We start from the raw sequence: 25,614 nt of genomic DNA, 5'->3' as shown, positions 1-25,614 counted from the left end.
GACCGTGGACGGGCTACCCGTCAGAACCCGCCCCATTGTTTGGCCGAGCATTTCCAGGTCTTCCCGCCATCCTGCGAGACGCAGAAGACGAGGATCTTGCCGAGGATGGGCAGGTTGAGGGTGAAGAGGTGGCCCTTGGTCTTCGCGTACACAACGCCGGACTTCTCGGCGATGTCGGCCAGCGCCCACTCGGGGTCCGGCCCGTCCACTGTCGCCACCCGGCGCATCGACTCGATGTCCTTGCCGTCGAGCAGCATCTTGATCTCGTCCGCCGAGGGCTCACGATCGCCGACCAGCGTGTCCACCGTGTACGGGCCGTCGACGGCGACGCCATTGGCCTTCTCGAAGGCAGCCTTCGTCCCGCCGATCGTGGTGCTGCCGGCGAGGTCGAGGGTGAAGATGAGATCCCCCGTCCGGCGCGACAGCAGGCACTGCCAGATGGTCTTGCCCGACGCGACGCACATGGTCAGGCACCACTCCCGGCCGTCGGGGGTGGAGGAGGAGAAGAGCAGCGACGTTGCTGTCCCGCTGTCGCCGCTGCCGTCGTACGCGCCGTCGGCGAGGTCGGCCATGGTCGTGCCGAGGACGTCCCGGCTGCCCGGAATCGTGCCGACGACCTTGACACCGTCGACCTCCTTGCCCGCGGCGAGCGCTGCGAGTTGGTCGGCCGTGAGGGTCCGCCCGCCGGTGTCGACGGCCAGCACCTTGTCCAGGTCGCCGACGGGTCGGCCGGTCAGGTCCTCGAACTGTTGAAGCATCGTGCCCGGGGCACCGGGGTGGTCGGTGATCGTCGTCCGGGCCTCCCCCTCGGCGGCCTGCGACGGTGCGTACGAAGCGGTCAGCCCGACGATCAGGGCGGTCGTGACGATGGTGGCGCGCCTGGTGATGTCCCGCAGATTTGTCATCCTGTCCTCATCTCGGTGATCGGTGTCGGCGGGGTGGGACGGGCTACCAGCGACACGTGACGATGTCGCCGAAGTCGTTGGGGGACCCCAGGTCGCAGTGGTCGTCGATCCACTCACCGATGTCACCGATCGTGTCCACGATCCAGGCGATCGCCGACTTGATCGCGCCCCAGATGCTGAAGTAGACGACTGTCGTCTCGGGGGTGCCGCCGGCCTCGTCGATGACGTCCTTCGTCGACATGGCGGCATTGGGCTTCTCGATGATGTCCAGCACCCGTACCCCGGTGGTGTCCTTGCCGGCCAGCAGCGCCTCGACCTGCTCCGGGGTCCGCTCCTTGCCGTCGTCGACCGCCACGATCGCGCGGTCGATCAGCGCCTCACGGCTGCCGCTGACGGCCTGGGCGATGTCGGCCATCTCGCCCACCGTGAGGTCGTTGCCGAGCGCGGGCCCGGTGAACCGCCGCACCGAGACGGCACCCGCCGGGTCGATCCGGATCTCGTCGGCCGTGATCATGTCGTCCGCTCCGAACGGCGCCCAGGCGAACGTCCACTGCCCGGCGACGCAGCGGAACTGGCCGTACTCCCGGCCCTCGGACGCGGTCTCGGTACGGACGACTTCGCCGCGCTCGTCGACGTGCTGGACCACGCAGTCGGCGCCCTTCTGCGGCGGCTTCTCGGTCTGGGCCACGGCGGCGGAGGACATGGCCAGCAATGTCCCGCTGACCACCCCGATCACCCCGAGGCGGTGTGCCAAACGACTCATCGAACGCTCCATTCCTGGTACGGAAGAAACTGGTGTCCGAAGAGTGGCGGGGCACGCTGAAGCGGTTCGGAAACGGCGCAGAAAGCGGGGTACGTCAGTGCAGCCGCGTGGCGTCGAGCTGGTCGAGGTCGGCGCGGATCGAGTCGGCGTCGGCATCACCCAGCTCGTCGAGGATGGTCAGGGCTCGGCGCCACGCGGCGCGGGTGGCGCCGAGGTCGCCGAGGGCCCGGTGGCTGCCGCCGAGATTGACGTACGTGCTGGCTTCGGCGTACCGGTCGTTGACCTGCGTGAAGAGTTCGAGGGCGTGTTCGTAGCAGGCGATAGCGCGCCGGTAGTCCCCGAGCTGGTGGTGGGCGTGGCCGAGGCTGTCCCAGGTGTCGGCCTGCCCCTGGACGTCGTCCACCTCCTGCAACATCCGCAGCGCCTCGCCACAGGATTCGAGGGCGTGGTGGTAGTTGCCGAGCAGCGCTTCCTGCCAACCGACCGCGTTGAGGGTGTACCCCTGCCCGGCCCGGTTTCCGGTCCCCCGGAACAGGGCCAAAGCCCGCCGGGTATGGCGCAGCGCCTGCTGGTGCTGTCCCTGCCGCTCGGCCAGTTGACCAAGATTCAGGCAGGTGTGTGCCCGTCCGGCGTCGTCGCCGACGTCGGTGAACAGGTCGAGTGCGCGCCGCAGGTGGTCGTCGGCCTCGTCGTACCGTCGGAGCCGGGAGCAGGCGAGACCGAGGCTGCGGTGCGCGTGGCCCTGCCCCGCCTGATCCCCGATGCGGGACGCGGCGGCCAGAGCGATCTGTTGCGTGCCGAGCCAGTCCTGCCAGTGCCCCTGCCGGTGCAGGAAGCCGGCCATGGTCCAGGCGAGCCGCCAGGCGTGTCCCTCGAACCCGGACCGCGCCGCGAGCGGGACCGCGCCGAGCAGGACAGGGACCTCGGTGGTGAACCACGCCGCGGCGGCCGACCGGCTCCTGGGACGCTCCGGCGTCACACCCGCGCGGGGTGGCGGGAGGCTGATCGCGCTGAAGTGCGGGTGCAGTGCCAGGTCGGCGGCGTGGGCGGTGTGCAGGCAGTGGTCGAGCAGCCGGTGCACGGCGGCCCGATGCTCGGCCGGCGGCTCAGTCTCGTCGGCGAGGCTGGCGGCGTACGCGCGCAGCAGATCGTGGAACGCGTAGCGCCCGTACGTGTGCTCGGTGAAGAGATTCGCCCGGGTCAACTCGGTGAGCAGGGGGCCGGTCGCCTGACCGTCGACGCCGGCCAGGCTGGCCACGGCCGGGGCCGAGACGTCCGGGCCGGGATGCAGGCTCAGCAGTCGGAACAGCCGGGCCGCGGGTGGGCTGAGCGTCCGGCACGACCAGGAGAAGACCGCCCGTACGTCGGTGGCCTCGTCGCCTGCGCGGAAGGCGTCCAGGTCGCCCAGCTCGCCGGCGACGGCGGCCAACGAGAAGTGCCGGTTGGTGGCGGCTCTGGCGGCCACGATGGCCAGGGCGATGGGCAGCCGCGCGCACCGGTCGGCGATGGTGTCGGCAGCGGCGGGTTCGGCGGCGACCTGGCGTTCCCCGAGCCGGCGGACCAGCATGTCGCGGGCTTCGCCGGGGCTCAGCAGGTCGAGGGGCACCGGTTGGGCGCTTTCGGTGACGACCAGCGGAATGAGCTGGTCGCGGCTGGTGACGATGGCGAGGCAGTCCGGTGAGCCGGGCAGCAGCGGCCGGACCTGTTCCGCGTCGCGGGCGTTGTCCAGCACCACCAGCAGTCGCTTGCCCGCCACCGTCGTGCGGTACAGGCTCACCATCGCGTCCGGGTCGCGGGGCATCCGGGCCGCCGGAACGCCGAGCGCCTCCAGGAAGCCGTGCAGCGCTCGCGCCGGCTCGGTCGGGGTCGCCGCCGGGTCGAAGCCGCGCAGGTTGACGTAGAGCTGCCCGTCGGGGAAGCGCTCGGCCGCGCGGTGCGCCCAGTGCACGGCGAGGGCGGTCTTGCCGACGCCGGCGGTCCCGGACACCACGACGGCACCGCCCCGGTCGACCAGCGCGTCGAGGGCCGCCAGCTCCGCGTCGCGTCCGGTGAACGTGGGTACGGGGGGAGGCAGTTGCGCCGCGACCCGCGTCGGTGCCGCCGCGGCCGGTGCGGCGATAGCGGTGTCCTGGCGCAGGATGGCGCACTCCAGGTCGCGTAGCCGGGGACCGGGGTCGAGGCCGAGGTTCTCCCGCAGGTTGTCGCGCAGCCGCCGGTACGTGGCGACCGCCTCGCCCTGTCGGCCGTCGCGGTACAGGGCGAGCATCAGCTGCGCGTGCAGGTGCTCGTCGAAGGGATGCTGTCGGACGAGCCGTTCCAACCCGGGGACGAGGCCGGCGTGCTCACCGACGGACAGCCGGGCCTCGGCCAGCGATCGTTCGGCCTCCAACCGTAGGCGTGCCAGATGTTCCGCCTGCTCCTCGAGCCAGGCCGACCCGGCCACGTCGGCCAGCGGTGGGCCCCGCCACAGTGCCACTGCGGCCGTCAGGTGCCGCACCTGCTCGTTGCGGTCCGTCGAGCGTCGGGCCAGCTCGATGAGGCGCTCGGCGGCCTGGACATCAGTGGAGTCCGGCCCGGTGTCGAGCAGATATCCGGGCTGCCGCGCCACGATCGACCCAGGCTCGCCGAGCACCCCGCGTAGGTAGGAGACGTGGCGTTGCAACGTGTTCGCCGCGGTGGCCGGTAGCTGGTCGCCCCAGACCACGTCGATGAGCCGGTCGATGCTGACGACACGGCCCGCGTGCAGCGCCAACGTGGCCAGTACCGCCTTGCGGCGCACGCCGTTCACCGCCTGCGGACTGCCGGCGACGACCACCTCCACCGGCCCGAGCAGCCTGACGCGCACGCCCGTACCAACCATCGAAATCACCGAATCAAACTAACGTCCCCAGCCCAGCAAACTCGATCTATTCGTCGCGTAATGGACACGATCCACGGGGCACCAGGAACGGACTCCGGGAGCTACCGTCTAGCGCACTACGGCAGGGAGGTGCGCCGGTGGGCCATCGGCTGCGGCGCGTCGCGTCGCGTGCGCCCTGGCCCCCGTGGTGATGGCCGCCGCGCTGCTTTTCATGTTCGTTCTAGCGCAACCCGACCAGGGGTGGCCGTAGGCTGGCCTCTCGCCCACGCGTCGCCAATGGAGAGCGCTGTGACCACACGTAACGGCAAGGTGATCGTCGACCAGACCATCTCCGCCGACGGGTACTCGGCCGGGCTCAACCAGAGCGAGGAACGCCCGTTCGGCGACGACGGCGGTGACGGCTGGGGCCGGCGGCTGCATTCCTGGATGTTCGACTTCGGCGAGGAGAACCAGGCCGAGCTCGACCAGACCACACTCGCCTCAGCGGTCATCATGGGGCGCAACATGTTCGGCCCCGTGCGCGGCGCGTGGGATCGGCAGTGGAACGGCTGGTGGGGTGACAACCCACCCTTCCACAAGCCGGTGTTCGTGCTCACCCACCACGCGCGGGAGCCACAGCCGATGGAAGGCGACACCACCTTCCACTTCGTCACCGACGGGATCGAGTCGGCGCTCGCGCAGGCGCGCGCGGCGGCCGGTGGCGGCGACATCTTGATCCACGGCGGTGCGACCACCATCAACCAGTACCTCGCCGCCGGTCTGGTCGACGAGCTGCGGCTGCACATCGTGCCGGTCACCCTCGGCGCCGGCGTCCGGCTGTTCGAGGGCGTCCCGCCGCTGAACCTCGAACAGGTGACGGCGCGGGCAGCAAGCACGGTCCTGCACGTCACCTACCGCGTGCTCGTCACTCCTTCTCGGTAGCCTGCCCGGCGAGGCGGCGGAGAGCCGTAGCGGCAGAGTCGTACGACGGAGGATGCGTTGTCTGCTATCGCGTCACTGACAGTGGTCCCCAGGGACAGCATCACCGAGCTGGCTCGCCTGGCCCGCACATCGCCGTCGTCGTTCCGCGCGTCCCTGGCCGAACACGGGAGCAGGGCGCGGCAGGAGTACGACTGGTCCGGCTACTGCATGCTCTACGTCCTGACCTATCTGGAGGAACGCGGCATCGACCTGGAGTCGCCGAAGTTCAATGCCGAGTCGGAGGCCATCAACAGCGCGTACGGCCTGACCACGCTCATCACTCCAGCCCCGGGGCTGTCGGAACAGCTCGATCCCAGCGCACACCGCGAGGAGGAACTGGTCGCCCACTTCGAGGAGATGGGGGTGGACTTCGAGGAGAGCGGCACGGCCGGTCTGGACACGTTGAGGCTGTTGCGTGACAGCGTCTCCGACCTTCGCGACGACCAGGTGTTGCTGATCAACATCGGCTGAGGCCGACTCATCCAGGCGGCGTCACCAGCGCGCGAATGGGTTGGCAGGGCATGGCCGTGGTGTGGCAAGGTGCTCGTCGAAGGCACCCATCCGGGTTTCGTTCCAGTAGCGACCGCGCTGGCCGGTTACCGTCGCGCCATTCGACGCTCGGGACGGTGGCTGGATCTAGGGGATGACTGTCCCTGTCCGGGTTGCGATGTGTTGTACCAGCGAGACGTCCTGGGCGACGCGATGCGCCGACTGCCAACGGCCGCCTCCCGCGAGTTGCGGCGTGTCGTCGGCCCGTTGGACGAGGAGTTTCTCCGGAAGACGCTGCCCGACCCCCGAGCTGCCGAGCTGAGTCCGTGGCACGCGCAGGCGTGGTGGCGGCAACGGATCAGGGAGCGGTGACGGCAGCAGGGGCTGGTACGGCAGCCGCAGGCCGGTTTGGTTCAAGCGACGGCGGGAACCCGCGGCACCGAAAGGCTCGTGGACGACCACCGTGGGCAGCCCCTGCCCGCGGTGCGTGACCGGGTGCTCTCACCTTGGGGGAGGCTGATGCGCTGGTTCCGCGCGGCTCGCGGCGCCTCCACGAAGGGCGCAACCAGATCCAGCAACCCGATCGGTGCGGAACGAGATCCGAAGCGGCTGGTCACCTTCAGCGACGCGGTCATTGCCATCGCCGTTACTCTGCTCGTCCTGGAAATCCAGCCGCCGGAGGACACCGAGCACCTGCTCCGCGGCCTCTTCGAACTGTGGCCCTCATACGTGGCGTACGCCATCACCTTCCTGCTGATCGGGCAGATGTGGGTGAATCACCACGTCATGTTCGACCACATCCGCTCGGCCGACCGCATGCTGCTCCTGCTCAACACCCTGCTGCTGATGGTGATCGCGTTCCTGCCGTTCGCCTCGTCCCTCCTGGCCCACGCGTTCGAGTCCGGGCACGGCCAGCGAACCGCGCTCATTTTCTACGGAGCCACCTACGAGGTGGCCGCCATCCTCTTCAACGTGATCTGGGAGTACGCCAGGCGTGGCCGTCGCCTGCTGACCTCCACCACCGACAACGACACCGCCCGGGCGATCAGCAGACGCTTCCGCCCCGCGCCACTCTGGATCGCCGTCGGGACCGCGCTAGGCGCCCTTCATCCGGTCGTGGGCCTCGTGGTGGTCGTCGCGTTCATCCCCTTCTACTGGCTGCCGATCAAAGGTGAGGTCGGCAGCATTCAGCGCGCCCGCGAGCAGAGCAAGGGTGACCCATAGGAGTAGAGCCAACGCCTGCGGTGTGGTGGCATCGACCGTTGTAGGGTGCGTGCGGTGGGATACTCGGTGATGCCCTCAGGCCGTCTGAACCTCCCGGAGTCGGAGGACGCCGCTGCGGTCGCCGCCGTCCAGGCCGCCCTGGCTGAGCACGGTGGTTGGTACAGGCCGGGAGAGTTTCCGTCGGATGGCACGCTGGTTGACCTGGCGGATCCGGCCAGGGCCACAATCGTCCGCGACGGAGACTGGATCGAGTTCGGTTACGACGACGAGGGCGACCCCAAGTGGTCGAACCAGACGACGGCCTTCTACGTCGCGATTGCGCCGTTCGTTCGCTCCGGAACCGTCCAGATCGAGGGCGAGGACGGCGCCCGCTGGTCATACACCTACGCGAACGGGCAGATCACCCAACAGGGTTGGAACGGTTGGGACGGGTCCATCGAGCCGTTCGGCGAGTATGTGGACCACCCGTAAGCGCCGTCACTCACCGGCCGCCAGGACTTCGGAGTTTCCTTGCCGCGCAGTCTCCCAGACCGGCCGCTGGGGCTCGTCGTTGTGCACGACGATGTCGGCGTGCCGGGTCGGGCGGGCCGTAGCGAAGTAGAGCTGCTGCGAGGGGATGTAACGCTCCCGCCAGCGTCGTTCGACGTCGGCCCGAGTTGACACCCGGCGCTCTCGGATCACAGCACGCTCCACGGTCCTCTCCAGTGCCGTCGACACGAAGATGCGCAGGTCCCACCGATCAATCAGTTCCGGGCGCAGGAGGAAGACGCCGTCGAAGACGAGCACGGCGTCGGCCGGGGCGGCCGTGACCGGCGGGGACAGCACGGCATCCGCGGTGCGGTCGTAGACCGCGGGTTGGAAGCGTCGATCTCCGCCCGGGCCGAGCGGATCGAGCAGAACCCGGTTCAGCGCGTCGTAGTCGTGGGTGTCGTAGTAGCAGCCTTCGGCCGAGTACTCGCCGCGCGGATAACGCTGCGCCCGGGGGAAGAGGAAATCGTCGATCGTGGCGCGGACGACGTCACGGCCCTGTTCGCGCAGGACGACGGCCAACTCGTCGGCGAGGATGGTCTTGCCTGCGGCGGGCGGTCCGTCGACGGCGACCCGCGTCGGGTGGGCGACCGTGACGGCGCCAACCGCCTCAGCCAAGCGCCCGAGCAGCTCATCGCGCGTGCCTTGAACCATGTCCCGCCCCCTCCTCACGTCCACCGCTCGTCGGTCGGGCCGGATCAGAGCCCCCATCGAAGTCGGTCACATCACGTAGGGTCTTCCGATGGTCGCACGGTTCCTGGCGTACCTCCGCCCGCCGCTTGTCGTCTGCGGACACCTGGTTGCCCTGGTGTTGCTCGTCCTGGACGCGCGCCGTGAATGGAGTGCGTACGGGCTTGTCATGCTTCTCCTGGTGCTCGGTGCGCTTGCCGCGATACCAGCGGCGTTGGTCGACTCGCCAGGGTTCCGGCCGATCACCCTGGTCGCACAAACCGTCGGAGCCGGCGTCATCGCGTTGGCTCTCCATGACTCGGCCGACAAGCGGGCTCTCTGGGTGTACGCGCTCTCCGCCCTGGTGGCGGTGATCTCGCCGACCAGCAGGCCAGGGCTCGGCCGGACGACAGTGATCGGCGTGGGGACGGCAGTGGTGCTCACCATCGGCGTGTCGGCTCCAGCACTGGCCTGGGGTGGTGGTCAGCCCGAGGCGGTGGTTTGCGTGCGGGAGGGGCAGTCCGCTGAGGAACTGGTGGGCGAGAACCATCGCTTCGACCCGAACCACGTGGTTGCGGGCTTCGGGTCGGAAGGGCCGCAAGCGCCGTGCCTGGAGGTGCTGTTCGATCCCGGTGCCACCGCTGGCGACGCCGACGACGTCGTCCGCCGCTACTCCGTAGACCCGAGGGTCTCGTCCGTCAGCCGGACACGCTGACACTCAGCGCACAGGTGCGCCGGACCTCAACACTCCGGGCTCGTGCCGTGCGTGGCGGGGGGCGGGTCGCGGTGTCCCATATTCAGTCCCGGGATCACTCCGGGGACCTACCAGTGCCCGCCCCCCGTAGCCGCGCTGTCCCATGTGGGTTGCTCCGACCGGCCAACTGGGGGGCACCGTAACAGGCGGCTAAGACACCGCTCAGGGACCGCACGCCCGGCCGGCGCTACCCCTCCGCCGGCAAGTCGTGAAACCACCGGCGGGACGACGCGGGTACCAGCAACAGGCCGACGATGACTGCCGCAGCAACGATCTGCAGCAGCCCTGACGCACCGGCCTCGGTGATCGTGACGACGCCGTACCCCACGCTGACAGTCGAGAAAACGGTCGTCCAAAACCGGGCCCGCCCGCTCCCGCGCCACAAGCCGTAAGCCAACGCCAGGAGAAGAAGTACGCCTATCAACCCGGTGGCAACGGATGGACCATTCGCCAACATCATCGACGCCGGGATGGCGGCGCCCACAAGCAGAAGCACGGCGGCGACGGCGACCGGCATAGGAACGCGTCGCTGACTCTGCTCGATCATCGGCTCATGCTAGGCGTCATTCATCCGGTCCACTAGACACTGGCCGCCGGCCTCGACCAGGCGATGGTCAGGTGCCGGCAGACGACCCGCCCGCCTCGGATCTGCCCTCCGACGAGAGCGGCAGGGGTGAGGCGTTCAGGGGCTGCGACGGGTAGGAGCCGACGGCCGTCCTCCTCGGTCAATGCAGTCAGCAGGTGCACGTAGCGGTGTCGTTCCCGGCGTACGCCCTCTGGAACTCGTGCGGACTGGATGCGGACCGTGCCGTTGGCGCGGGGGCCCGAAGCATCGGCTTGAGATCTGTCGATATCCAGCTGTAGCGTTCTGCCAGTGGGACGGCTAGTGGACCGGCACCGTGATCTCGCCGGGTGGTTGGTGACGCCGCTGTTCACCCTGGTAGCCGCTCCAGTGTTGGCCTGCCTCGTCGGGGTGTTGGGGAGCCTCGGGGACCACAACGGTCCACCGGCGCTGTGCAAGGAGGCCATCGCGGAGAACATGTGCGAGGAGACCAGCCTCGGGGCGGTCGGCGTACATGTGGTCATCTCAGGCGCCATGTGGTTGCTGCTCTGGGTCATCCCGTGGTGGCGAGGTCTCCGCACGGTGCGCGTTCTGCTGGCCGTCGCCGCGACGGTCGTTCTCATACTCCTGCCAGTGCGGATGTTCAACTGGTCCTGACACACCGCCCGCCGCTTGTCGCCTGCGGACCGCTGGTTGCCCTGGTGTTGCTCGTCTCAAGTACTCTCGGTCAGGAGACGATCCGCCTCCGATGCAATCGCACTCAGTTCGCGGGTGGCGGTTCCGCGCGCGAGCTCAGCGCCGAGAATCTCGTCCTGTGCGGCTTGAACGTCGGCCAGAAATGCGTCCATGGGCGTGTCGATGATCTCCCAGAGTTGCCGGCGGGCATCGGCCGCGATCTTGTCGGCATGTCTCATGATCTCCGTAACGAACGCCGCGTGCTGGCGCTCGCTCTCGAGCTGAGCCGTACGCGCTTCGCGTTCGCCTCTCCAAACCTCATAACCGGTCAGCCCGATCTGTATCGCAAAGCCGCCGATCTTGGCGGCTTTGCCGATCCTGTCAGCGATCTTCAGCGCCTCCCAGGGCTTGAACTTCTTCCCGAACAGGTGACCGACATCTTTGACGATGTTGTGGCCGACCGACCCTGACGCGCTCTTGAGCCCGTCCCCGGCGCCCCACCATTTCTGCCCCTTGGTGATCTGGTCGGTGACCTTCCGCCAGTCCACTGTTGCGGCGGCCCGATCATGCGCTGCCTGGCCCGATCTCGTGGCCGGCACGCCGCCCGGCGTTTCCAGTGCCACGTCGCCCGCCGGCGGAGAAAGCTGATGAGCGCGATTGCTAGTGCCGATCTCCAGCAGCTGTTCCGACAACCTACCGAACTGCATCTCGGTCAGCCTGTTGATAGCGTCGGCGAACTGCTCGGCATGGCGATCAAGTGCTTCCACCAGCCCCGCCTCGGACGCGTCGAGAACCTCTCTCGCCCGTGAACCGTCAGCGGGCAGACTCGTCGCCGTATCGACGAACGCCGTCACATCGACCAGGCACGCCGACTTGAACTGCGACTCGGCCTGGAGGAACGACCGCTCGATCATGTAGCGACGGTCGGAAATCGTAGAACGCTGCCGGGCGAGCAGGCCGAGCGCGGTCTGCGACTGGGGGTCCGCCACGAACAGTTGCTGCGCCTCGTCACACAGCAGGCGAATCAAGTGCAACGGCTGCCGGAGCTGAGCCAGCTGTCCTCGCTCTTCACTAATCTTGTTGATCTGCGCGCGCAGCTCGTCGATACCGGATCGTGTGCGAAGCATCTCGGCCCGCGGACCGCCGCCCAGGCTCCGGAGGTAATAGACGGAGTCGACCTCTGCGATCGGAAGATTGAAATTCGAGGTGCCGAGCGCGTCCTGGACCGCCTGTTCGCGTATGCCTTCGCCCGCTGTCTGCATGCCGGCCTGCGTGATTACCACGATCATCTGCCCGGACAGCCGGAGATCGTGCGCCAGACGCCGCAGGTAGTCCCTGGATGCGTCATCGAAGAGGTTTACGGTGACGACGAACAGGATGAAGTCCGCGTCGCCGATCGCACCGACGGCCAGCTCGTCATGGCTGCGCAGACCCGACTGCACACCCGGCGTGTCGACGAGTACCACCGCACCGTCCCACTCGTACTCGGTGACGGCGTCGGTGGCGATATCCGCGTCGATGACGGGGTCCACGCCACCGTCGGTCAACGCTTTGATCAGACTCGACTTACCACTGCTGAACTGACCGGTGAGGACCATCCGCGGCCTCTGCCGGGACTGCATGCGCGCGCGGGCCAGAAGCTCTCCAGCGAAATCGCCGGAACTCGATCGCAGGAGCTGCTGCAGGCGTGACATCAGCTCCTGCGCACGCGATGGCAGTTCATGCACGAGAACGTTCGTCACGAGAGGCCCCCTTTGACTACGTCCCTGATCCGCACATCGACTCCGGTGTGAACGCGCGCGAGCGCATGCCATGCTTCCTGAGCTCCTGGCGCCACCGGCGCATCTAGAGCGATTTCCAGGCTGTCCGGGCCCATCTCGTGGACGGTCACCTCGCGATCCGCGAGGTGCCGGATGATCTGGAGCGCGCTGGCGGCCGCGGACGACTGCGCCGATGTGGGCACGATCCTTTCCACGCACTCCGCTGCCGGGGCGTGCACGAGCTCATCGAAGACCGGCTCCGGGACCTCGATCGCCATGCCCGCACCCCGCCATCGGGTCGCACGGATGACGGCCGACGCCGCCTGCTCCCGGCCAGTGCAGCGCAGGAGCTCACGAACGAGTTCGGTATCGATCCGGACGTTCACCGGCTCGATCTCCTCCGATGCGAGACGCCGCAACACCGCGATGGACCGCTCGAGTACGGCACTGGCCGCGTACTGCCGGGCGGCCTCACCCTCGACCGCGTCGAGCCAGTCCTGCCGCACCCTTTCACCCACTGGCACAAGACTCTTCCGGAACTCCAGCAGCAGCTCCGACATCTGGTCACGGACCTTCCGGCGCCGGCGCTCGCGCACCTCCGCAGCGCTTCGGAAGCTTCGATCGCCGATCCAGTCGATCAACCGGTCGAGCCCGAGAAGGCTGGAAACGAGGCCGATTACGCCGGCGGACACCGCGCCTATCGCAGTCCCGAGTCCGGGTCCCAGAAAGCTACCGATGAGCGCGCCAGCCATCAGTCCGCCCATCCCCACGGCGAAACGCCCGCCGACCTTGACCGCGCGATTACCCCAGACCGTGCCTCTGCCACCGAGCTCACGGAAGCCACCGCCACCGAACCCCGTCCAGTCGTCGGCCACATCGACCGCGACGCCCTCAAGGTCCGCCTGCAGTCGCTGGCCGACGTCGGCGATAGACCTCTCGAAATCCGTGCGGAGGGCTGCCATTTCGTTGTTCAGCCGTTCGTTGAGCTCGTCGAGGTCCCGGTCGACGTCAACGCTTTCGGCCCAGCGTTCACGGGCGGTGATCGCTGCCGAGAAGGCGGCCTGAAGCTCCTCGTACGCATCGTCTACCCGCCGGGATCCGCGCTTACGGAATTCGAGCTGCATCCCCAGGCCGGCGGTGAGGGCCGAGGATGCCGTGGCGTGTGCGGCCTCCACCGCGTCGGCGGTGTCCAGGAGCGCGAGGCGCAGACTATCGCAGATGCTGACAATGCGCCGCTGAGCGAAGGTACCGTCCGCGTGGAGGCGAAGCGCGCTGACCAGGGAGTCGATCCGGCTGTTGGCGTGCAGGGTGCGGGCCTCATCGGTGTCCAGCGCGCCGGAGAGCGCCAGGCGGGCGGCCTGGGCGTGAATCGCCACCGCATCGATGTAACGCCCGCCCGCGCGGGAAAGATAGCGGCGGATCGGCGCCAGGTTCCCCATGGCGTCGCCACCGAACACGAGTTCGGGCTCCTCGAGCATGTCGAGCAGGCCGATCTCGTCGGTGACGTCCTTGAGACAGTTCAGGGCCACGAGGATCGGCTTGCCCAGGTCGGCAAGCCGTTCGAGCGCCTGCCCGGTTTGTTCCTGGGTGGCTCGGGTGGTGGCGACCCAGAGGATCAGGTCCGCGTCGGCGACCTGCCTGAACGCGAACTCGTAGTCCTCCTTGCCGTCCATGGCGCCGACACCTGGGGTGTCGACGATCTCGACACCGATCTCCGTCGCGACTCGGATACAGGCATCTCGAGAGAACCGTTGCCGGCCATCGCCGACACGTGCCCCATCGCCACCTGACAGATACTCGAACAGAGTGCTCTTGCCTGCCATCGTCTGGCCCATCAGGACGACACGGAGAGGCCGTTCGACATCACGGTCCGCAAGCGACTCACAGACGGCTTCCAGACGCACCGCGCTGTGGTGCAGATAATCGACGGCGTCCCCGAGCGACCAGCGATGTTCACTGCCGATGATTTGCGCGTCGATCTCCTGCGCTGCCCGTGCCAGCGCGCGGGACACATCGCGCCCATCGGCCACTATGAGTGCCCGGAATGCCGCGGGCAGGGTCGTTAGCGACCTATCCATCCCGCTCATCCGTTCTTGTGTGCCTGGTGGGGCGGGCGGGACTCGAACCCGCGACCGAGGGATTATGAGTCCCCTGCTCTAACCGGCTGAGCTACCGCCCCGAACACCGCGCCGGATCTTATCCCGCCCGGTGGATCACGGGCCAGCAGCGATCCAGCCCCACCTCATCGACTCCGCCGCCGTCGCCGCAGCTTCACGATGGGCAACGTGAGAATAACAGTGAGCAGCCAGAGCACCACGACGCCGCCCCAGAGTGGTTCTTCGCCCGGTTTGGTCTCGGTGAGGAGCATGGCGAGGGTCAGCAGCACGCTCAGTGCGCCGACCACGAGGACGCCCATTCCGCTGAGCACCATCGCGGGGAGTTCCCACCAGGTGCTGGTTGCGGAGGCCGTGGGCTGCCGTACGGGGGCCTGTGGCTGTGGGATCGCGTCTGGGGCACGGGCCGGCATGGGGATCTGCCGGTCGCCGGGCACCTTGGCGTCGATGGCGGGGATGGCCCCCGGGTGCAGGTTGAACAGGGTGGGCTCGATGTGCAGCGCGATGGCGTCCGAGCCGATGAGCTGCCGGGCGCCGTCCGGCCAGACCAGCATGGCGGCGCAGTCGTCGTACCGGACGGTCAGCGGGTCGCCGGTCTGAAGGAGGGTCACCCCGTCCACGCCGACGCGCAGCGCGGCGTTCCCTTCCTTTGACGAGTAGGTGGTGCCCTGCAGGATCTCGGCCGAGTGAGTGGGTGCGGCGGCGAAGCCGGCCCAGTCGGCGGTGAGTCCGCCGGGCACCATCAGCAGCGCCGACGCGATCATCTCCCCAGCCACCTCGTGCAGGTCGGCGAGGTCGACGGCCTTGAGTTCGGCCCGGTGCTCGTCGACGCTGAGGTTCGGCTCTCCGGTCAGGACGTTGAGGGCGTACGACGGCAGCCGGGCCGCGTCCACCTCGGCGATGCCGAGGAAGTCTTCCCGCTTGGCGATGGTGGCGTCCAGGTCCGCCTGCTCGATGCGCCCGACTCGCATCTTGGCCAACACGTCGATGAAGCCGCCGAGCACGGCGTCCTGCTTCTCCGGCAGCGCGTCGGCGAGTGCCCGCAGCATTGCGTAACCGTCGCCGCGCGGCTCGTACCCCGTGGTGGTGGTGTAGGAAAGGCCGGCCTCCTGGCGCAGCGAGCGGTACAGCTCCCGCTCCAGCACTGCGCTGAAGACACTGGCGGCGGCGCGGCGGCGCACCACCGAGTCGAGCACGATGGCCCGGGAGCCGCTCACGAAGTACGCGGGCGTCTGCGGCAGCGCCGACGACGCCGTCGGTGCGGGCTGGCGGGTCCCGGCGGGCAGAGCCAACCGCAGTTCGGCGGGCACCCGGTCGCCGGCGATCCAGAGCACCGCGTTCTCCCGGGTGAACCACCGGGCGGTCCACTCGCGCAGGTCGTCGGCGGTGAGCGCGCCCAGGCCCCACTCGGGGTAGCTGATCAGCCCGTAGTCGCGGGCACCGTGTCGCCACAGCGGGATGCTGTCGACCGCGGCGGCGCCCCGACTGCTCCACTCGGTCCGCAGGATCTCCTTCTCGACGTCCAGCCTGGCTACCGGCAGGTCGGAGAGGTTCCCGCAGACAGCGGTGAGGAAGGTCGCGATGTCCGCTTCGGAGCCCTGGGTGTGGAACGTGGTGAACGCCTGGGCGGTCGCCCCGTTGACGTGGTAGTCGGCCAGGCCGAGCGGCGCGAGCGCGAGGTGCTCGATGAGGTGGGTGATGCCGGAGCGGACGAGCGTCTCGTCGGCGGTGCCGACCCGGAAGGTCAGCCCCGCGCGCATCGGCCCGCCGGTGGCGGCGAGCAGCGTGGGAACCCCGTCCACGTCCAGGTGCTGGATCATGACTGGCCGCCCTTCGCGTACGCCTTGGCGCGGAACTTCGTGAAGCCTGCGGCCCCGTCGACGTAGTCCCAGGGGTATTCGGTGCCCCGGTTGCCGAGGGCGGTGAACTGACTGGCGGCGGCGGTCCACTGCTCGGTCAGGCTGAAGATCAGCGCGAACGCCGAGCGAACTGAGACCCAGCCGGGCCGGTCGACGAAGTCCGGGTGCAGCACTGACCGCTGCCCGGCCTGCATGACCTCGTCCACCACCGCCGGGTCGCGCAGGTACGCGGCACGCTCCCGTTCGGTGTCGAACTCCAGCCAGCGTTCGAGGTGCGCCTCGGCGATCACTACCGCGTTGAGCGCGCCGTCCGGGGCGGCCTGGGCGCACTCCCTGGCGAAGCCGAACGCGCGGTCCCAGTTGCCGCTCCACTTGGGGCAGAACTGTTGGAGCAGGCTCGACTGCGCGGGCGCGTGGTGCGGGTGGTGCTGCGCGAGGCGGTCGTAGCGGCGGCGCGCTTCGGCCTGCCCCAGTTCGAGGCCACGGTTGTTGGTGATCCGTTGGGTCCAGGCGGCCGCGTCGTCCGCGTGCCGGGCGGTGACGTCGATGAGCACCTGCTCGGAGCGGCGCAGGTGTTCGTGGAACTTGGCGAACTGGGACCGGCTGACGTGCTGCGCGCGGTAGGAGCTGCGGACCCGCCAGCCGGCGCGAATCAGCCAGGCGCCGAGCAGCAGGCCGGCATGTGGGTCCTCGGGGTTGTCGTCGTACGCCCGCTGGAGGAACGCCTCGATCCCGACCTGATCGCCGACGACCCGGGCCAGCAGCGTCCGGCCGTCCGGGTCGCGGTCGGCGACCATCGCGCGGACGGCGGGCCAGTCGGCGGCATCGAGCGCCTTACGCAGGTCCTCGACCTCGGGGTACGCGGCACCGGCGTCGAAGGTGGGGGCCGGTAGGGGGGCGGGCATGGCGGCGATCATAGGTGATCAACTACGGCTGCGGTGCCCTCATTCGCGGCGCGGTTCAGCCGGCGCGCAGCTCGTCCAGCACAGCGCCGGCGGCGCGCCAGCCGCTGGTGAGAGCACCCTGGATCGATGGGCTGTCCCGGTGGTCACCGGCCACGAACAGGCCCTCCCCCAGCGCCACCGGCTTGCGCAGCCGTCCCTGCGGCGGCGGTGCGGCGGGCAGCGCCTCGGGGATGGCCACTGTGGTGAGGTGGGTCCAGTCCGCGGTGGAGCGGCCGTACAGCCGGGTCAACTCGGCCCGGATGGTCGGCTCGGGTGGGGCCGTCGGGCCGACCACCGAGGTGGCGATGAGGTGCCGTCCGGCCGGCGCGTACGTCGCGGCGGCGTTGCTGAGCACCACAGTGTTGGCGACGAGTTCGCGTCGGTCGCCGTCGACCAGCAGGATCGGCTCGGTGAGCGGCGGCTCGGGAGCGCTGTGGTAGTAGGTGGTGTAGCTGTGCATGCGTACCGTCGCCAGGGCCGGCAGCAGCGCGGACGCGGCGGGCGGGTCGACGGCGACCACGACGGCCCGGCAGCGGATGTCGCCGGCCTGGGTGCGGACCCGGCCCGGGGTGACCTCCGCGACGGGAGTGTCCAGGTCGAGCAGGTCGGCGGGCAGCGGCGCGGCGATGGCCCGGGGCAGCGCGGCCATGCCCTCGGCGGGCAGGCCGATCCGGCCGCGGGCGAAGGAGCGCAGCACCATCGCCAGCACGTGACTGGAGGTGGAGAGTTCCCGCTCGATGAACACACCGGACAGGAACGGTCGCAGCAGCTCCTCGATGATGGCGTCGGAGAGGCCGGCGCGGCGCAGCGCCGTCTCGGTTGTGGCTTCAGGCGCGGCGAGCAGCCGGGACGCGGGGAGGGTGGCGCAGCCGGTGGCGAGGGCGGCGAAGCGCAGCCGGTCGAGCAGGGAGCCGACCCCGGCGAGCGCGGTGCCGGGCCCACCGGTCGGTTCGCGCAGCGGGTTGACCAGCCGCAGCAGCTTGTCGCCCTTGCGGACCAGCACCCCGGAGGTGAAGAACCCAAGGTTGAGCTGGTCGGTGTCGAGCAGCGTGCCGAGCCGGGGGTAGGCGGTGTTGAGCACCTGGAAGCCCCGGTCGATGAGGTGACCGTCGACCACGTCGGTGGCGACCCGACCGCCGAACCGGCCCTCGGCCTCCACCAGCCGCCAGGGCACGCCGGCGCGGTGCAGCCGGCGGGCGGCGGCGAGACCGGCCAGGCCGCCGCCGACGATGACCACATCGGTTTCAGCCAGCACCGCGCGCCTCCCGCTCACCGTTCGCCCGGGACAACCGGCCCGGCCACCAGATCTTCGGCCCGATGTCGTACGCGAGTGCGGGCACCAGCAGCGACCGGACGATGATGGTGTCGATCAGTACCCCGATCGCGACCGCCGTACCCAACTCGACGAGCACCACCAGGGGCAGGACGGCGAGCGCGGAGAACGTCGCGGCGAGCACGATGCCGGCGGACGTGATCACCCCGCCGGTGACGGCGAGGCCGGCGAGCACGCCGGCGCGGGTGCCGCGCTTGACCGACTCCTCGCGGACGCGGCTCATCAGGAAGATGTTGTAGTCGATGCCGAGCGCGACCAGGAAGACGAACGCGAACAGCGGGAACGACGAGTCCACGCCAGGGAAGTCGAAGACGTGGCGGAACAGCAGCGCGCAGAGCCCGAGGGTCGCCGCGAAGCTGAGCAGCACGGTGGCGATCAGCAGCAGCGGGGCGAGCAGCGCGCGCAGCAGCAGGGCCAGGATGACAGCGATGACCACCAGCACCACCGGGATGATGACGTTCTGGTCGCGCTTGGCGGCGTCCGAGGTGTCCACGTTGATCGCGGTGAAGCCGCCGACCACCGCGTCCGCGCCGGGCACCTGGTGTACGGCCACCCGCAGCTCGCGGATGGTCCGCTCGGCGCCGTCGCTGTCGGGTGGGTCGGCCAGGGTCGCCTCCAGCTGCACCCGCCCGTCGACGACCTTCGGGGCGGCGTTCGGGTTGGGCGGGCCGGTCTGCGGGCCGGTCGGAAGGGGACGGACGTCGGCGACCCCGGGCACGTCCTTCGCGACCTGGGCGACCTGTCGGGCGGTCTGCTCGGTGGTGAAGATGGTGGCCGGGCTGCCGGTGCCCGCCGGGTAGTGCCGGGAGATCACCTCCTGGCCGTCGACCGAGTCGGTGCGCTGGGTGAACAGGTCGGACTGGCCGAGCGTGGTGGCGCCGAGCTGGGTGAGGCCGAGCGTCAGCAGGGCCAGCACGACGGCGGTGGTCAGCCAGATCGGCCGGGCGTGCCGGGCCACGAAGCCGGCGACCCGGCTCCAGATGCCGTGTTCGGCCCGCGGGTCGGCCTGGTCGGCTCGGGGCCGTCGGGGCCAGAACGCCCACCGTCCACCGAGCACCAGCAGTGCGGGTAGGAAGGTGAGCATCACCAGCAGGGTGGCGGCGATGCCGATGGCGGCGACCGGGCCGAGTGCCCGGTTGGAGTTGAGGCTGGACAGCAGCAGGCAGAGCAGGCTGACGATGACAGTGCCGCCGGAGGCGATGATGGCCGGCGCGGCGCCCCTCCAGGCGGTCTTCATGGCGTCCCACGGGCGGTCGTGCCGGTGCAGCTCCTCCCGGTAGCGGGCGATCAGCAGCAACGCGTAGTCGGTGCCGGCGCCGAAGACCAGCACGGTGAGGATGCCCTGGGCCTGCCCGTTGAGCTTGACCACGTCCGCGTCGGCGAGCAGGTAGACGAAGACCGAGGCGAGGGCGTACGACATCCCGGCGGCGAGCAGCGGGAAGATCCAGAGGACCGGGCTGCGGTAGACGATCAGCAGGATGACGAGCACCACGACCAGGGTGACCAGCAGCAGTGGTCCGTCGATGGCGGAGAAGACCTCGATCAGGTCGGCGAGCAGACCGGCCGGGCCGGAGACGTCCACGGTGAGGCCGTCCCGGTCACCGCCGGTGATGTCGCGCAGTTGCTCGACGACAGTGCCGATCTCCTCGCCCTCGGCGTCGTCCACCGGTACGACGACCTGAAGTGCCTGGCCGTCGTCGCTCGGGATGGGCGGGGGCAGTGGGGTGACCACGCCGGGGATCTGGGCGAACCGGGCGGCGTCGGCGCTCACCCGTTGCCGGTCCGCGTCGGTGATCCCGGAGGGCCGCTCGTAGACGACCAGAGCCGGGATGGTCTGCCGGTCGACGAATTCGCCGGCGAGGTCCTGGGCGCGGGTCGCCTCGGCGTCGGTGGGCAGGAAGGCGGCGTTGTCGTTGGTGGCGACCTCGCTGAGGCGCCCCGCGTACGGGCCGGAAACGCCGCCGATCACCAACCAGGCCAGCACGACCGCCACCGCGATCAGCGTGGCCTTGCCGCCTCGTCCGGACATCCGCACTCACCTCAAGGATCGACGCATCAATCGACGCAGCGGTAGCCTCAGTCGACATCGACCATCCTGCCGGGCAAGCAGGTCCAGGGTGGGTGAAACCGGGTCACACACACGAAAACGCCCGTCGGCCGGTGGCTGACGGGCGTACGTGGAAAAGCTCCCCCGATTGGACTCGAACCAATAACCTGCCGGTTAACAGCCGGCTGCTCTGCCAATTGAGCTACAGGGGATCGTGCTCCGCCCGACTTCGGATCTCCCCGACGCCGTGCGACGGGACAAGAGTACAGGACATCCCCCGGTGGTGGTCCAGTGGGTTGCCTCCCCGCCGTCGCATTGACAATAGGGGTAAATCGCCATCCCGGCACAAGCATGCTTGAGCGGAGAGCAGGATGGGTAGTTAGCTGCGGACAGAGGACGCAGGCGCGAACAGGTCGCCTTCCGACGGGGCAACTCGCCGGGGCGACGGCGCGTCAGGTACGGAAGGAGCCGCCATGCGCGGAAAGATCATGTTTCTTGGCGGGCTGGCTGCGGGATTCGTCCTGGGCGCCCGTGCCGGCCGGGAAAAGTACGAAGAGCTCGTGGTCAAGGGCCGCAAGGTGCTCGACCACCCGACCGTGCAGGAGGCGGCCGGGGTCGCGCAGGCCCAAGCCAACAAGCTCTACAGCGAGGGCAAGGACAAGCTCGGCCAGACCAAACTGGGCGAGAAGCTGGGCACCACCAACGGCAGCACCGGCAAGCAGGAGCTGACCGCAGCCGACGACGCGTTCGCCGGCACGCCCGCCACCGTGGGCGCGAAGGCGGGCACCAGCACGGTCGGCACGACCTCCGGGTCGCCGTCGTCCACGAACCCCCGCACCAAGCCGTCCGGCTCGGGCACGAACGCCAGCACGCTCTGACCAACCGCACGTCGACGGGCCGGTCGCCGCAGGGCGACCGGCCCGTGGTCTGTCCGACGTGCGGTCAGTCCTTGCTGCTGAACGCCGCGTCGAAGGCGGCGCTCGGTGCGTCGAAGGCGAGCCGGCGGACGAACTGCAACGCCTCCGGGGCGCCGACCAGCCGGTCCATTCCGGCGTCCTCCCACTCGACCGAGATCGGGCCGGTGTAGCCGATCGCGTTCAACGCGCGGAAGCAGTCCTCCCAGGGCACGTCGCCGTGACCGGTGGAGACGAAGTCCCAACCGCGCCGCAGGTCGGCCCAGGGCAGGTGCGAGGCGAGCCGGCCACGCCGGCCATCGCCGGTACGCACCTTCGCGTCCTTGCAGTCCACGTGGTAGATCCGGTCGGCGAAGTCGAAGATGAAGTTCACCGGGTCCAGCTCCTGCCAGACGAAGTGCGACGGGTCCCAGTTCAGCCCGAACGCGGGCCGGTTGCCGATCGCCTCCAGCGTCCGCTTCGTCGTCCAGTAGTCGTACGCGATCTCACTGGGGTGCACCTCGTGCGCGAACCGCACTCCCACCTCGTCGAACACGTCGAGGATGGGGTTCCACCGGTCGGCGAAGTCCTGGTAGCCGCGCTCGATCATCGCCTGCGGCACCGGCGGGAACATCGCCAGGGTGTGCCAGATCGACGAACCGGTGAAGCCGACGACCGTCTTCACCCCGAGCTTCGCCGCCGCCCGCGCGGTGTCCTTGATCTCCTCGGCGGCCCGCTGACGAACCCCCTCGGGCTCCCCGTCGCCCCAGATGCGGCCGGGCAGGATGTCCTGGTGCCGCTCGTCGATCGGGTGGTCGCAGACCGCCTGACCAACCAGGTGGTTGGAGATCGTGAAGACCTCAAGGTTGTGCTTCGCGAGGGTCTCCCGCTTGCGCTCGACGTACGAGTCGTCGGCGAGCGCCTTGTCGACCTCGAAGTGGTCGCCCCAGCAGGCGATCTCCAGACCGTCGTAGCCCCACTCGGAGGCGAGCCGGCAGACCTCCTCGAACGGAAGATCGGCCCACTGGCCGGTGAAGAGCGTGATGGGTCGCGCCATTGTCCTTCTCCCCTGTTGTGATGGGGATTCCTTGTGCGGACCGGGGCGAGGGTGACCGGACGTGCGCGGCACCCGAGCGGTCACCGGTGGGTGCGGAGCACACCTGAGCCCGGCGGGTTGCGCCTCCCACCGGGTCACCGGCCACCAGCACGGTCGCCGACCCCACCTTATTTCCGCAGTACCCCATCGGGGAAGCCCCGCGGTCGGCCGATCATCCGATCATTTCCTCGGGCGCGGGCAGCACAGCCCGTACGGTGAAGCCGCCACCGGCGCGCGGGCCGGCGGAGAACGTGCCGCCGAGCCGCTCGGCGCGCCTGCGTACCCCGAGCAGACCCCGACCGGCGCCCTGGGTGCCGCCGCCGGAGGCAGCGGGACCGGCGCCCTCGTCGCGGACCTCGATGGTGATGCCCGCGGCGTCGTAGCGCAGGCGGACCCCGACCGGCGCGCCCGGCGCGTGCCGGCACGCGTTGGTCAGCGCTTCCTCGATGATCCGGTACGCCACCACGTCGACCGGGCCGGGCAGCGGCCGGGGTTGCCCGGCCATGGTCCAGCGCACCGGTTGACCGGCGGTGAAGCCCTCCACCAGCGCGTCGAGACGGTTCAGGCTGGGCGCCGGCTCGGACGGGTCGTCGGGCTCATCGGCCCGGCCCAGCGCACCGAGCAGCTGATGGCCTCGCGCCAGCACCGTCCCACGCCACTGCGCGAACAACCCCATGCAGGTCAAGGTACGGCAGCCACCTGTGCGCCAACCCCCGGCGTCCCCGCAACGCGCCCACCCGGTCGGCGCTCTCGACGGCACCGCGTCGACGGGCCGCGTGCCACGGGCGAGATCTGCGTCGGGGGCACACACCGGTGCGAGCGCTATACCTGTGAGTCATAACTATGACTCACAGGTATAGCGCTCGCGGGTGACACCTCCCGAACCTCGCCGCTCCGCCAGAGCCGACGAACCCGGCCGGTCGGGGCACACCCGGCCCGGCATGGTCGGCGCCGGAGCGGGAGGGGCCAACGTCGTAAGCGTCGACCCCTCCAGCCCTAGTCGATCAGGGCAGGGTCCACTTCTGGTTGGCCGCGTTGAGGCAGGTCCAGAGGTGCACGATGGTGCTGTCGGCGGAGTTGTTGCCGGAGACATCCAGGCACTTGCCCGACGACGGGTTGCGCAGGGTGCCGTCGGACGCGGCCGCCCAGTTCTGCGCGCCGCTGCCGTTGCAGGTCCAGAGCTGGATCTTGGTGCCGTCGGCGGTGCCGCTGCCGGAGACGTCCAGGCACTTGCCGAGCGCCTTGATCGTCGAGTTCGGCGTCACGGTCCAGGTCTGCGCCGTGCTGCTGTTGCAGGTGTAGATCTGGATCTGGGTGCCGTCGGCGGTGCCGGCGTTGCGCACGTCCAGGCACTTGCCGGCGAGACCCTTGATCGGGCCGACACCGGTGCCGCCCCCGCCGCCCTTGACCAGGGTGAAGTCGTCCAGGTCGAAGAGCCCCGTGCCACTACCGGTGAAGGTGAGGTAGAGGTTCTGGGTGCTGGACGGGACGTTGGACAGTGCCGTGGAGACGTTGGCGAAGGTCGTCCAACTGCCGGTGTTGGGCACCGCGACAGTGCCGAGCACCGGGCCGGTGGCCGAACCGGTGCGCACCTGGATGGCGCCACCCGCGCCGCCGGAGACGACCCGGGCCGTGAACGAGGTGACCCCGGCCAGGTTGACCCCGTTGTACGCGGCCCAGTCGCCCGGGTCGATGTAGCCGACCGTCTGCCCACCGTTGGCGCCTGCCTTGGTGAACGCGGAGACACCGTTGGCCGAGCTGAACGCCTCGGCCTGGATCGTGCCGGTGGGCGGCGGCGTGGTGCCCAGCTCCTTGATCCGGATGTTGCGGAAGGAGGCGTCGTCACCGGTGCCGTGGTTCTGGATGCCGATGTGACCGGCCAACGAGCGGACCGGGTTGGTGTTGGTGAAGTCGTTGATCTTCACCCCGTTGAGGAAGATCTGTAGCCGCTCGCCCTCGACCAGCAGCTCGTACGTGTTCCACTCCCCCGCCGCGTTCAACGCCGCGTCGCGGGCGGCGATGTCGGCGGACTTGTAGGTGTAGACCGCGCCGGTGGTGCGGTCGGCCGCGTCGGTGGCGTCGATCTGGATCTCGTACCCGTTGTCGACCGCCGACCACGGGTCACTCGACGGTGGGAACCCGATGAAGATGCCGGAGTTGTCGTCACCGGCCAGCTTCCAGTCCAGCTTCAGCGAGTAGTTGGTGAACTGCTTGGCGTTGTACCAGTACAGCCCCATGCCGCCGACCGAGGTCAGGGTGGCGTCGGTGTTGGTGAAGCTGCCCGGGCCGGCCTGTGACCAGCCGGCCGTCGAGCCGTTGAACAGCGGGGTGTAGCCGGTCTCGGGCCGGCAGTCGGCCTTGCTCCGACCGGAGGCGTACCGGATGCCGCCGAGCAGGTGGTTGCGGAACCCCGACTCCGCGTACGACGCCTGGGTGTGCCCCGCCCCGGTGTAGAAGGACCGGCCGCCGCTGTAGCTCTTGCACCAGCTCAGCGGGTGGTCGGCGCCCATGCCGCCGCCGGAGTACGACGACTCGTCCAGGGTGGCCAGCACGTGGGCGCTCGACCGGGCGTTGGTGCGGTAGTTGTACCACTCGTCGGTGCGGGTCCAGGTCTGCGGCAGGTGAGCGGTGGCCGCGTGGCCGCGGTCCTCCACCTTCATGTTGGCCTGCTGGATCGCGGGGTGCGAGGCGAACCACGCGCCCACGAGGTTGCCGTAGAACGGCCAGTCGTACTCGGTGTCGGCTGCGGCGTGCACACCCACGTACCCGCGGCCGGAGCCGATGTACGACTCGAAGGCGGTCTGCTGGCTGGCGTTGAGCACGTCGCCGGTGGTGTTGAGGAAGACGACCGCCTCGTACTGGTTGAGGTTGCTCGTGGTGAACGCGGCGGCGTCCTCGGTCGCGGTGACCGTGAAGTTGTTCGCCGCGCCCAGGTCGCGGATGGTCTGGATGCCGACCGGGATCGCGTCGTGCCGGAAACCAGCGGTCTTGGAGAAGACCAGCACGTCGTACGGGGCGTCGGCGGCGCTGGCCGGGGTGGCCGGGGTGGTGCAGGCGATGACGGCGAGTGCGGCCATGGCCGCACCGAGGACGGGTCGCAGGCGTCTGCGCATATCGCTCTCCTAATTGCGGTTAGGAGGGGCCCCTCGCATCACACTAGGCGTTGTCGAAGGGCCCCT

General features: G+C 69.5%; 22 protein-coding genes and 2 tRNA genes. 8 read left to right on the top strand and 16 right to left on the bottom strand.

Annotated features, from left to right (window positions below):
* Positions 1–20: 20 nt before the first annotated feature.
* The 3 genes from GA0070561_RS33865 to GA0070561_RS31505 form a co-directional block, all read right to left on the bottom strand.
* Positions 21–905: a hypothetical protein gene (locus GA0070561_RS33865; RefSeq protein ID WP_091409089.1), complete on the bottom strand. Its 885-nt coding sequence runs from the start codon at positions 903–905 to the stop codon at positions 21–23.
* Positions 906–948: 43 nt separating this feature from the next.
* Positions 949–1,668 carry a hypothetical protein gene (locus GA0070561_RS31510; RefSeq protein ID WP_141710511.1) on the bottom strand — a complete coding sequence of 240 codons (720 nt, stop codon included), beginning with the start codon at positions 1,666–1,668 and terminating at the stop codon, positions 949–951.
* 94 nt (positions 1,669–1,762) lie between these two features.
* A complete protein-coding gene (locus GA0070561_RS31505) occupies positions 1,763–4,513 on the bottom strand; it encodes an AfsR/SARP family transcriptional regulator (protein WP_244166519.1) in 2,751 nt (916 codons plus the stop codon).
* A 303-nt stretch (positions 4,514–4,816) separates the two neighbouring features.
* Here GA0070561_RS31505 and GA0070561_RS31500 point away from each other — a divergent pair, with 303 nt between their 5' ends.
* The 5 genes from GA0070561_RS31500 to GA0070561_RS31480 all read left to right on the top strand — a co-directional run bounded on the left by GA0070561_RS31500 (position 4,817) and on the right by GA0070561_RS31480 (position 7,672).
* Positions 4,817–5,449, top strand: coding sequence for a dihydrofolate reductase family protein (locus GA0070561_RS31500; RefSeq protein ID WP_208603897.1), 633 nt, complete (start codon positions 4,817–4,819; stop codon positions 5,447–5,449).
* A 57-nt stretch (positions 5,450–5,506) separates the two neighbouring features.
* On the top strand, positions 5,507–5,959 hold the full coding sequence (locus GA0070561_RS31495) for a hypothetical protein (RefSeq protein ID WP_141710510.1): 453 nt from the start codon (positions 5,507–5,509) through the stop codon (positions 5,957–5,959).
* A 198-nt stretch (positions 5,960–6,157) separates the two neighbouring features.
* Positions 6,158–6,349, top strand: a complete 192-nt coding sequence (locus tag GA0070561_RS34445) for a hypothetical protein (RefSeq protein ID WP_244166518.1) — start codon at positions 6,158–6,160, stop codon at positions 6,347–6,349.
* A gap of 147 nt (positions 6,350–6,496) precedes the next feature.
* A complete protein-coding gene (locus GA0070561_RS31485) occupies positions 6,497–7,201 on the top strand; it encodes a TMEM175 family protein (RefSeq protein ID WP_091409069.1) in 705 nt (234 codons plus the stop codon).
* Positions 7,202–7,270: 69 nt separating this feature from the next.
* Positions 7,271–7,672 carry a hypothetical protein gene (locus tag GA0070561_RS31480; protein WP_091409066.1) on the top strand — a complete coding sequence of 134 codons (402 nt, stop codon included), beginning with the start codon at positions 7,271–7,273 and terminating at the stop codon, positions 7,670–7,672.
* Between the two features lie 6 nt (positions 7,673–7,678).
* Here the strand turns inward: GA0070561_RS31480 and GA0070561_RS31475 are convergent, their stop codons facing one another.
* On the bottom strand, positions 7,679–8,383 hold the full coding sequence (locus tag GA0070561_RS31475) for a nucleoside/nucleotide kinase family protein (protein WP_091409063.1): 705 nt from the start codon (positions 8,381–8,383) through the stop codon (positions 7,679–7,681).
* An 88-nt stretch (positions 8,384–8,471) separates the two neighbouring features.
* On the opposite strand from GA0070561_RS31475, the gene GA0070561_RS31470 reads away from it, so the two are divergent.
* The gene (locus GA0070561_RS31470; protein WP_091409061.1) at positions 8,472–9,113 is read left to right on the top strand and encodes a hypothetical protein; all 642 of its coding nucleotides are present in this window, start codon (positions 8,472–8,474) and stop codon (positions 9,111–9,113) included.
* A gap of 226 nt (positions 9,114–9,339) precedes the next feature.
* On the opposite strand, the gene GA0070561_RS31465 is transcribed toward GA0070561_RS31470, so the two are convergent.
* Positions 9,340–9,699, bottom strand: coding sequence for a hypothetical protein (locus GA0070561_RS31465; RefSeq protein WP_091409058.1), 360 nt, complete (start codon positions 9,697–9,699; stop codon positions 9,340–9,342).
* A 327-nt stretch (positions 9,700–10,026) separates the two neighbouring features.
* Between GA0070561_RS31465 and GA0070561_RS31460 the strand changes: the two genes are divergently transcribed.
* Positions 10,027–10,371: a hypothetical protein gene (locus tag GA0070561_RS31460; RefSeq protein WP_141710508.1), complete on the top strand. Its 345-nt coding sequence runs from the start codon at positions 10,027–10,029 to the stop codon at positions 10,369–10,371.
* Between the two features lie 56 nt (positions 10,372–10,427).
* Here GA0070561_RS31460 and GA0070561_RS33395 read toward each other — a convergent pair whose 3' ends face one another.
* The 8 genes from GA0070561_RS33395 to GA0070561_RS31415 all read right to left on the bottom strand — a co-directional run bounded on the left by GA0070561_RS33395 (position 10,428) and on the right by GA0070561_RS31415 (position 20,658).
* Positions 10,428–12,131 carry a GTPase domain-containing protein gene (locus GA0070561_RS33395; RefSeq protein ID WP_167362545.1) on the bottom strand — a complete coding sequence of 568 codons (1,704 nt, stop codon included), beginning with the start codon at positions 12,129–12,131 and terminating at the stop codon, positions 10,428–10,430.
* On the bottom strand, positions 12,128–14,236 hold the full coding sequence (locus tag GA0070561_RS31445) for a GTPase domain-containing protein (RefSeq protein WP_091409050.1): 2,109 nt from the start codon (positions 14,234–14,236) through the stop codon (positions 12,128–12,130). Before GA0070561_RS31445 ends, GA0070561_RS33395 begins: the two co-directional genes overlap by 4 nt.
* Before the next feature lie 15 nt (positions 14,237–14,251).
* A tRNA-Ile gene (locus tag GA0070561_RS31440) sits at positions 14,252–14,328 on the bottom strand.
* A gap of 63 nt (positions 14,329–14,391) precedes the next feature.
* Complete coding sequence (locus GA0070561_RS31435; protein WP_091409047.1) at positions 14,392–16,083, bottom strand: M16 family metallopeptidase; 1,692 nt, start codon at positions 16,081–16,083, stop codon at positions 14,392–14,394.
* Positions 16,080–17,027 carry a tetratricopeptide repeat protein gene (locus GA0070561_RS31430; RefSeq protein ID WP_141710506.1) on the bottom strand — a complete coding sequence of 316 codons (948 nt, stop codon included), beginning with the start codon at positions 17,025–17,027 and terminating at the stop codon, positions 16,080–16,082. The genes GA0070561_RS31435 and GA0070561_RS31430 overlap by 4 nt, the downstream gene beginning before the upstream one ends.
* A 55-nt stretch (positions 17,028–17,082) precedes the next feature.
* A complete protein-coding gene (locus GA0070561_RS31425) occupies positions 17,083–18,321 on the bottom strand; it encodes an FAD-dependent oxidoreductase (RefSeq protein ID WP_091409042.1) in 1,239 nt (412 codons plus the stop codon).
* Entirely contained in the window at positions 18,311–20,428 is a 2,118-nt protein-coding gene (locus tag GA0070561_RS31420) for an MMPL family transporter (RefSeq protein ID WP_091409039.1), read from the bottom strand. Before GA0070561_RS31420 ends, GA0070561_RS31425 begins: the two co-directional genes overlap by 11 nt.
* A gap of 157 nt (positions 20,429–20,585) precedes the next feature.
* Positions 20,586–20,658 (bottom strand) — tRNA-Asn (locus GA0070561_RS31415).
* 261 nt (positions 20,659–20,919) lie between these two features.
* Here GA0070561_RS31415 and GA0070561_RS31410 point away from each other — a divergent pair.
* A complete protein-coding gene (locus GA0070561_RS31410; RefSeq protein ID WP_091409037.1) occupies positions 20,920–21,324 on the top strand; it encodes a hypothetical protein in 405 nt (134 codons plus the stop codon).
* A gap of 64 nt (positions 21,325–21,388) precedes the next feature.
* On the opposite strand, the gene GA0070561_RS31405 is transcribed toward GA0070561_RS31410, so the two are convergent.
* The 3 genes from GA0070561_RS31405 to GA0070561_RS31395 all read right to left on the bottom strand — a co-directional run bounded on the left by GA0070561_RS31405 (position 21,389) and on the right by GA0070561_RS31395 (position 25,548).
* Positions 21,389–22,396, bottom strand: coding sequence for a sugar phosphate isomerase/epimerase family protein (locus tag GA0070561_RS31405; protein ID WP_091409034.1), 1,008 nt, complete (start codon positions 22,394–22,396; stop codon positions 21,389–21,391).
* 211 nt (positions 22,397–22,607) lie between these two features.
* Complete coding sequence (locus GA0070561_RS31400; RefSeq protein WP_091409033.1) at positions 22,608–23,111, bottom strand: sensor histidine kinase; 504 nt, start codon at positions 23,109–23,111, stop codon at positions 22,608–22,610.
* A gap of 328 nt (positions 23,112–23,439) precedes the next feature.
* Positions 23,440–25,548, bottom strand: a complete 2,109-nt coding sequence (locus tag GA0070561_RS31395; protein ID WP_091409030.1) for a ThuA domain-containing protein — start codon at positions 25,546–25,548, stop codon at positions 23,440–23,442.
* Positions 25,549–25,614: the final 66 nt, after the last annotated feature.

It is taken from the genome of Micromonospora saelicesensis (assembly GCF_900091575.1).
Classification (GTDB): domain Bacteria; phylum Actinomycetota; class Actinomycetes; order Mycobacteriales; family Micromonosporaceae; genus Micromonospora; species Micromonospora saelicesensis.
This window is presented reverse-complemented; position numbering and strand designations above follow the sequence as displayed.

Bases quoted from the DNA above. Each gene is read 5' to 3' on its own strand.
- GA0070561_RS31510 (WP_141710511.1), bottom strand. From the start codon at position 1,668: ATGAGTCGTTTGGCACACCGCCTCGGGGTGATCGGGGTGGTCAGCGGG.
- GA0070561_RS31410 (WP_091409037.1), top strand. From the start codon at position 20,920: ATGCGCGGAAAGATCATGTTTCTTGGCGGGCTGGCTGCGGGATTCGTC.
- GA0070561_RS31400 (WP_091409033.1), bottom strand. From the start codon at position 23,111: ATGGGGTTGTTCGCGCAGTGGCGTGGGACGGTGCTGGCGCGAGGCCAT.
- GA0070561_RS31435 (WP_091409047.1), bottom strand. From the start codon at position 16,083: ATGATCCAGCACCTGGACGTGGACGGGGTTCCCACGCTGCTCGCCGCC.
- GA0070561_RS31475 (WP_091409063.1), bottom strand. From the start codon at position 8,383: ATGGTTCAAGGCACGCGCGATGAGCTGCTCGGGCGCTTGGCTGAGGCG.
- GA0070561_RS31470 (WP_091409061.1), top strand. From the start codon at position 8,472: ATGGTCGCACGGTTCCTGGCGTACCTCCGCCCGCCGCTTGTCGTCTGC.
- GA0070561_RS31405 (WP_091409034.1), bottom strand. From the start codon at position 22,396: ATGGCGCGACCCATCACGCTCTTCACCGGCCAGTGGGCCGATCTTCCG.
- GA0070561_RS31420 (WP_091409039.1), bottom strand. From the start codon at position 20,428: ATGTCCGGACGAGGCGGCAAGGCCACGCTGATCGCGGTGGCGGTCGTG.
- GA0070561_RS31395 (WP_091409030.1), bottom strand. From the start codon at position 25,548: ATGCGCAGACGCCTGCGACCCGTCCTCGGTGCGGCCATGGCCGCACTC.
- GA0070561_RS31485 (WP_091409069.1), top strand. From the start codon at position 6,497: ATGCGCTGGTTCCGCGCGGCTCGCGGCGCCTCCACGAAGGGCGCAACC.
- GA0070561_RS31445 (WP_091409050.1), bottom strand. From the start codon at position 14,236: ATGAGCGGGATGGATAGGTCGCTAACGACCCTGCCCGCGGCATTCCGG.
- GA0070561_RS31430 (WP_141710506.1), bottom strand. From the start codon at position 17,027: ATGCCCGCCCCCCTACCGGCCCCCACCTTCGACGCCGGTGCCGCGTAC.
- GA0070561_RS31480 (WP_091409066.1), top strand. From the start codon at position 7,271: ATGCCCTCAGGCCGTCTGAACCTCCCGGAGTCGGAGGACGCCGCTGCG.
- GA0070561_RS31465 (WP_091409058.1), bottom strand. From the start codon at position 9,699: ATGATCGAGCAGAGTCAGCGACGCGTTCCTATGCCGGTCGCCGTCGCC.
- GA0070561_RS33865 (WP_091409089.1), bottom strand. From the start codon at position 905: ATGACAAATCTGCGGGACATCACCAGGCGCGCCACCATCGTCACGACC.